This window comes from Frankia sp. CcWB3 (genome assembly GCF_977927595.1).
This window is the reverse complement of the sequence record NZ_CDWRCK010000233.1, coordinates 1-6539: the sequence shown is the minus strand read 5'-3', so window position 1 is coordinate 6539 and position 6539 is coordinate 1. Positions and strand designations below refer to the sequence as shown.

4 protein-coding genes are annotated in these 6539 nt (G+C 69.1%); all 4 read left to right on the top strand.

What is annotated here, in order from left to right; genetic code table 11:
* Nucleotides 1-33 precede the first annotated feature (33 nt).
* Nucleotides 34-3714: an FtsK/SpoIIIE domain-containing protein gene (locus ACY5KJ_RS16105; protein WP_462203736.1), complete on the top strand. Its 3681-nt coding sequence runs from the start codon at nt 34-36 to the stop codon at nt 3712-3714.
* Nucleotides 3702-3971 (top strand): pyrophosphorylase, encoded by a 270-nt coding sequence (locus ACY5KJ_RS16100; protein ID WP_462189167.1) that lies wholly within the window; start codon nt 3702-3704, stop codon nt 3969-3971. Before ACY5KJ_RS16105 ends, ACY5KJ_RS16100 begins: the two co-directional genes overlap by 13 nt.
* A 132-nt stretch (nt 3972-4103) precedes the next feature.
* Nucleotides 4104-4391 (top strand): hypothetical protein, encoded by a 288-nt coding sequence (locus ACY5KJ_RS16095; protein ID WP_462189166.1) that lies wholly within the window; start codon nt 4104-4106, stop codon nt 4389-4391.
* 731 nt (nt 4392-5122) lie between these two features.
* The coding region (locus tag ACY5KJ_RS16090; protein WP_462203735.1) for a LysM peptidoglycan-binding domain-containing protein at nt 5123-6539 on the top strand (1417 nt) is incomplete at its 3' end.

The window sequence follows — 6539 nt, the reverse complement described above, 5'->3', positions numbered from 1 at the left end:
GAGCGGGGAGTGCTCGGCGTCACCGGTCGGGGCATGTTGCCGCAGCTTCTCGGCAGCTGGCTCGTCATCCAGGCCGCTGTCCTGCACAGCCCTCGCGATCTCCGGATTTGCCTGCTGATCGGCTCCACAGGCTTCGTCGATGCCTGGCGATGGATCCGCTGGCTGCCGCACTGTCGGCCGTTGGTACAGGAGAAGACCATTTTCGTTGGAGCCGACGAGGTCAGCCGCTCCCGCCGGATCGCCGAACTGACATCCTTGATCGAGAGTCGCTGCGCCCATCCGCCCGAGGCGCCCAGATCCGACCCCGACATCCTGGTCGTGCTGGACGGGGCCCGGATACTGCGCTCCGTTCCCGGAATGACGACCGTGCTACGCGACGGACCGGCGGTCGGCATCCACGTCATCTGCTTGGAAGCCGACGTCCGGGACCTTCCGCCCGAATGCCGAGCCGTTGTCGAACAGGACGGCGACGAGTTGTTGATGCGGCAGGACCGGTCAGCCGTGATCAGACACGTCTGCCCAGACCTCATCGGTCTCACCGGCCGGCCCGGTCTCACCGACCATGCCGGAGCACCGACCGTCGATGCCGCGGGACTGGCCTCCGCGGCCGACTGGTGTGAGTCGGTCGCCAGAGCCCTGGCGCCGCTGCGCGACGCCGGTGACGACGACTCCGAGAGCCTTCCCTCCGCCGTCCGACTCCTGGACATCCTCGGCGCCGACCCACCCACGCCGAAGGTGATCCAAGATTTCTGGTCATCGGTGCCGCAGCCGCCCCGGGGCACGGCGAGCAGGGCGGTACCAGCCGGGATCGGTGAGGGTGGGAGGTTCACGATCGATCTCTCTCGCGACGGGCCACACGGGCTGGTCGCTGGCACGACCGGGGCGGGAAAGTCCGAACTGCTGCAGACGATCATTGCTGCGCACGCCGTAATGTACCGCCCGAACGAAATGATCTTCGTGCTGGTCGACTACAAGGGAGGCAGCGCGTTCGCCGAGTGCGCCGCTCTTCCCCACACCGTCGGTATGGTCACCGACCTCGATCCGCACCTGGTCCGACGCGCGCTGAGCTCGCTCACCGCCGAGCTTCGCAGACGGGAACGGATGTTGGCCGCGGCCGGAGCGAAGGACCTCGACGCCTTTCGACGTCTGCTCCCTCATCCCATCGGGCGTCCGACGATTCCCCGCCTGCTTCTGGTCGTCGACGAATTCGCCACGCTAGCCCGCGAACTACCCGAATTCGTCGCCGGATTGGTCAACCTGGCCCAACGCGGACGGTCGCTCGGGATCCATCTCCTGCTGGCCACCCAACGCCCCGCGGGGGTGGTGTCACCGGAGATCCGGGCGAATACGAACCTGCGCATCGCGTTGCGGGTCACCGATGCGGCGGAGAGCGAGGACGTCGTCGGCTGCCCGGACGCTGCTCTGATCAGTCCGGCCACCCCCGGTCGGGCGGTGGTACGCACCGGCCCGGGCATCACGACAGCCGTTCAGACCGGGTGGATCGGTGGACCGGATCCGGTCACCAGACCAGGCGGAGACGGCTCGTCCGGCATCCCTGCGCCCAGGGTCACCCCGCTACCGTGGCCGGAACCGGGTGACGCTCCACGTCGGGATGCCGACACGTCCCAGGCGGTGCCGGCGCCATCGTACGGACCGCCGTCGGAAGACGTGTCCCTGGCAGAGCCGCGCACCGACCTGGCTGCTCTGGTCTCGGCAGTACGGGAGGCCTCGGCGAGGCTCGGGATCCCTCCGATACCCAGTCCGTGGCTTCCCCCGCTCCCTGAGCGGATTACCCTCGACGCCCTCGTCGGGGCGGCCGCCGGCCGCACCGACCCGAGCGACCACACCAGCCCGAGCGACCACACCATCGCCGCGGATGGCGACGGTCACCATCCGGCGGACTCCAGCGGACGCCCTGGGCTCCACGCGGACGGTCTCGTTCGGCTCCCTCCCGTTGCCATTGGGCTGTCCGATCACTGTGACCGTCAGCTTCAGCTGCCCTTCACGATCGATCTGGAACACGGCGGCCACCTCATGATCGTCGGCTCGCCACGAACCGGGCGCTCGACCGTGTTGCGCACCGCTGCCGGCGCCCTCGCCACCGCCCTGCCCGTCGGCGAGCTCCATCTCTACGGACTGGACTGCGGCGGCAACGCCCTGGCACCCCTCGCGGACCTGCCGCACTCCGGTGCCGTGGTGAGCCGGGACGATCCCGAGCGGGTCACGAGGCTCCTCGCCCGTCTGGCCAACGAGATCAGCGAGCGGCAGACGATCCTCTCTCGGAAAGGCTTCATGGATCTTGCCGAGGCCCGACGGTCGTGGCGGCCGTCTCCCGGCGATGCGGGCGACGCCATGCGCCCATCGCCGTACCTGGTGCTGCTCGTCGACAGGTTCGAAGGATTTCTGGCCGCCTTTGAGGACGTCGACGGAGGGATACTCGTCGACCAGCTTCTGCGGCTGTTGCGCGAAGGTCAGGCGGTGGGCCTACGAGTGATCATCACTACCGATCGACGAGGGTTGATCGGGCGGCTGGCGTCGCTCGTCGACGAACGACTACTCCTGCGGATGGCCGACCCTTCCGACTACGCGCTCGCTGGCCTGTCCCCCTTCGACATGCCCGGGACGCTGTCCGCCGGACGTGGGGTCGCGGTCGGAGGCCGGTTCCCCAGTCCCGTGGAGACACAGATCGCGCTGCTCGACGCGGACCCCACAGGCCAGGCTCAGGTTGCGGCACTGCGGGCGGTGGGCTCTCGGGCGATGTCCCAGGCGGGCCGATCTGTGGAGGTGTCGCGAAGGCCGCCGGAGCGCTTCGATCGTCGTCCCTTCCGGATCGACGCGCTGCCCTCCCTCGTCACATCCGAGCAGATGGAACGCGCGCCCGGGCGGTCGCGGAGATCCGCGGCGGCGGCCATGCGTCCAGAAAATCGATCTTCGCTGCACGTGCCGATCGGAATCGGAGGGGACGAGCTGGAGATCGTCGAGGTGGATCTGGATACCGACGGTCCCGGTTTCATGATCAGTGGCCCGCCACGGTCCGGGCGCAGTTGCGTTCTACTCACGCTGGCGTTGTCACTCCTCACCGATGGTGCCCGAATCGTCGCGTTGACGCCGCGTCCGTCTCCCCTTCGTTCCCTCGCCCACCGACCCGACGTCGTAGCCATCCTGGACGGGACCATGAACCTCGTGGAGGAGGCGGGAAGCGACGGCACCTGCCGTCGCGGCGGCCGCGGGCGGGGGGAGTCAGCCGTCACGCCGGAGACCCGTCGGACCGACACCATCCGGTCGCTGACCGACCTGCCAACCGGCCTGTCAGGGGACGAACCTCTGGTCGTCCTCGTCGACGACGCCGAGTTGGTCGGTGAACGGGCCGCGGCCGAGCTGGCGGCCTTCTGGCAGGCCGCACGCGACGGCGGCGGCGGCGTGTTGATCGTCGCCGGTACGACCGAGGAGCTGCTGGGCCAGTACCGCGGATTCCTCGTCGACGTCCGCCGCGGTGGGTACGGGCTGCTCCTGGCCCCGGGGCGGCCGAGCGACGGCGAACTGCTCGGAGTCCGGCTGTCCCGCACGATCGGCGGCCCCGCGCCTCCAGGCCGCGGGGTGCTGGTGCGCCGCGGAGCCGTCCTTCCCGTCCAGGTCGCCTGTCCCCCGACATCCGACCTGCTCGCGTCCCCCTCTGCTCGAGTCCCGAGAGGAACAATGCCGTGCGAACCGTGACCACACCGGCGGCCCAACAGGCGGCCGGGCGGATGAGCCGACAGCTACCCGATCTGCAGGCAACCACGACAAATCTGATCAATCATGGCAACACGTTGGCGGACCCGCGAAACTGGGATGGCCCGAAGGCGCAGGTTTTTCGTGCTCAGGTCTGGCCGGAGGTGCAGAGCGCGCTGACCGACCCGCGGACGAACCTCGCCGAGCTCGCCCGCGGCATCACCAAGATCAACCGTCGAACCGCTGCGGCCGGAAGCTGACGGACCACCCCCGGGACCGCCCCTCCCGGGACCACTGTCCGCCGCGCCGGTCGCTCTCTTCCATCTCTTCCATGCCATCGAGGCGCTTTGCCGCCGAGACGGCCGTCCAGATCCCCGCCACCGGAGCACACTATGACCCAGCCGTCCGATGTCACCGTCCGTAGCACGCCACAAGCCGTGACCGCTATCGCCGATCTCACCACGATCATCAACGGCCCGCTGCTCACCCATTTCGACGAGCTCCGCGCCGCGGCGAAGGTACTGATCGACCCGGAGAACTGGGACGGTCGTAACGCGGTCGATTTCCGGACCACCGTCTGGCCGGGATACGACCGGACCCTCACCGAACTGCACACCCAGCTGGATCAGCTACGTGCGCGGCTCGCCGAGATTCAGAACGAGATCCAGAGTGCCGGATGACCGGGCCAGTCCGGGGTCGGTCCGGCCTCGGTGTGGCCAGCGCCGGTGTTCCGCGGATGCGGGAATGGACAAGGTAGTCGATCGAAGGTAGGCCTGCCCTGGTACGCCGCGACACTGGACACTTTTGGAGGTAACTCAACGTAAGAATAAATTTGAACATTTAGTACTAGAATGGCATTAGATGCCCACCTTGGGTAATAAACTGTAGATCTTTCATCTCGAAATTTCCTCTACGCGACCGCACTGGTACGATTACAACGAGTTTGTCCCTCTGTCGCCGTCCAGGCACAGCAGCGCGAGGAGGCCGGGTGCTCACTGCACGGGATCGGCGTGCGGACATCCAGGCAGTTCGGCGCCGCTCCCACGAGTTCCCTCGGCTCGCCCCGGTCCAGAGCCTGGAGCGCCGGCATCCACGGCGGAGACATGCCGTCGACCGGATCCAGGTAATGGTCACAAGAAGGTCAGGGAACTGCTGCTTCGCCCTGGAAACCGGTCTCCAGCGACCTAGCATGAGCGCCACGCAACCGGGCATGAGGCCGTGCCCGGCGTGCCCATGCGCCCGACCCTGCGCCTGATCGGGGAGGTTCATGTCCACGCCGCTCCCGCCACCATCGACACCACTTCGATCCGCGCGGCCGTCCTCGCCGCCGGCATCGATGGCGTCCGCCTCGCCGGCGGCGGCACCGCGGTCACGACGGCGGCTTCCGCATGCTGGCAACCCTCCCCATCGGATGGTCGATGACAGGCCCGGGAGTGTGCCGGCCCGCCAGCCGGTGCCGGTGGTCTCCGCGGAGCTGCGGTCTCGGGAACGGCTGCGCGCCGCCGGGGCCATCGCTGCGATCGCCGGTGTCGTCCTCGGCGTCCCGGTCGTACTGATCCTGGTACTGGGTCCACCGCTCCAGAGCGGGGACGGGGCCGGCGCGGTCGTCCGAGCCATCCTGTCCCTGCTCTTCTGGGCCGCCTGGCTGCACTTCACCGCCTGTCTTGTCGCGGAATGCCGGGCCGAGCTGCGCGGTACCGGCCTCGCCCCGCGGATACCGCTGGGCGGCGCCCCCCAGAACCTCGCCCGCCGTCTCGTCGCCACATCCGTGTTGTTCTCCGGGACGACGATTCTGGTCGCCCCGATGACATACGCCCGGGCCCCCGCCGTTCCGCCTGCGCCCGGCCGGATGGGGACGGCGATGCCGGTATCGACGACCTCGGCGGCCCTGGTCGCTCCGCGGCCGGCTCCGGACGACAGGGCGCCCGCGCTCACGAGGGGTGATCGGGCTCCGGTGGCCACGACAACGGATCCCGGCGCCAGCACACCGACCCGGCGGACCTGGCCGTCACGGTCGGAACCGGGGACCGGGCCGGCTGGCCCGGCTGGCCGCATGACACCGCGCGTCTGCCACGCCGAGTTGATCAGTCCGATCGCGGACCCGCACGGCCGGCTCGCGTCCAACGGGCGCGTGATGAAGCTCTACGAGGTGCGACCTGCCGAGGGGCGCCACCACGACACCCTCTGGGGCATCGCGGAGCGATTCCTCGGTGATGGTCTACGGTATCGGGAGATCTTCGACCTCAACGAGGGTCGCGCCCAGCCGGACGGCCGCACGCTGTCCAAGCCATCGCTCATCCATGCCGGCTGGCTGCTGCTGCCCGCCGACGCGCAGGGCGAGGGCCTGCAGGTACTGCATGTGCCGGACTCCGTCCCGGGATGGCCTGCCACCGAAACAGGTACCGCGCCCCCCGCCCCCGGCGGCTACGACCTCGCTGACCTCGACAACCACGGACCCGGCAACCCCGGCCTCGATGATCCAGAACCCAGCTATCCCGATTTCGAAGACCCCGAGCCGGGGGACGGCGACGGTCGTCTCGGCACCTCTCGTGCGCTGGCGGTCCTGGATGACGCGGCCGCGGTCGTCTCGGCGCAGCACACCGCGGTGGTCACCGGTGGCCCCGCTACACCCGGCCTTCTCGCGTCCGACTCCTTCGGACCGTCCTCTCAGGGTCTGCTGGGGATAGCAGCCGCCAGCCTGCTCGCCGCCGGAGTCATGGTGGCGTTGTCCACACGCCGGTCGGGGCCGGCGAGCCCCCCAGAGGACGAGACAGAGCGCGCGCTGCTCCTAGGGCCTGTTTGGGAAGTTTATCGGGGCAGCCATTTGT

Coding starts and splice junctions, on each gene's coding strand:
- ACY5KJ_RS16095 (WP_462189166.1), top strand. CDS start 4,104: ATGACCCAGCCGTCCGATGTCACCGTCCGTAGCACGCCACAAGCCGTG.
- ACY5KJ_RS16105 (WP_462203736.1), top strand. CDS start 34: ATGTTGCCGCAGCTTCTCGGCAGCTGGCTCGTCATCCAGGCCGCTGTC.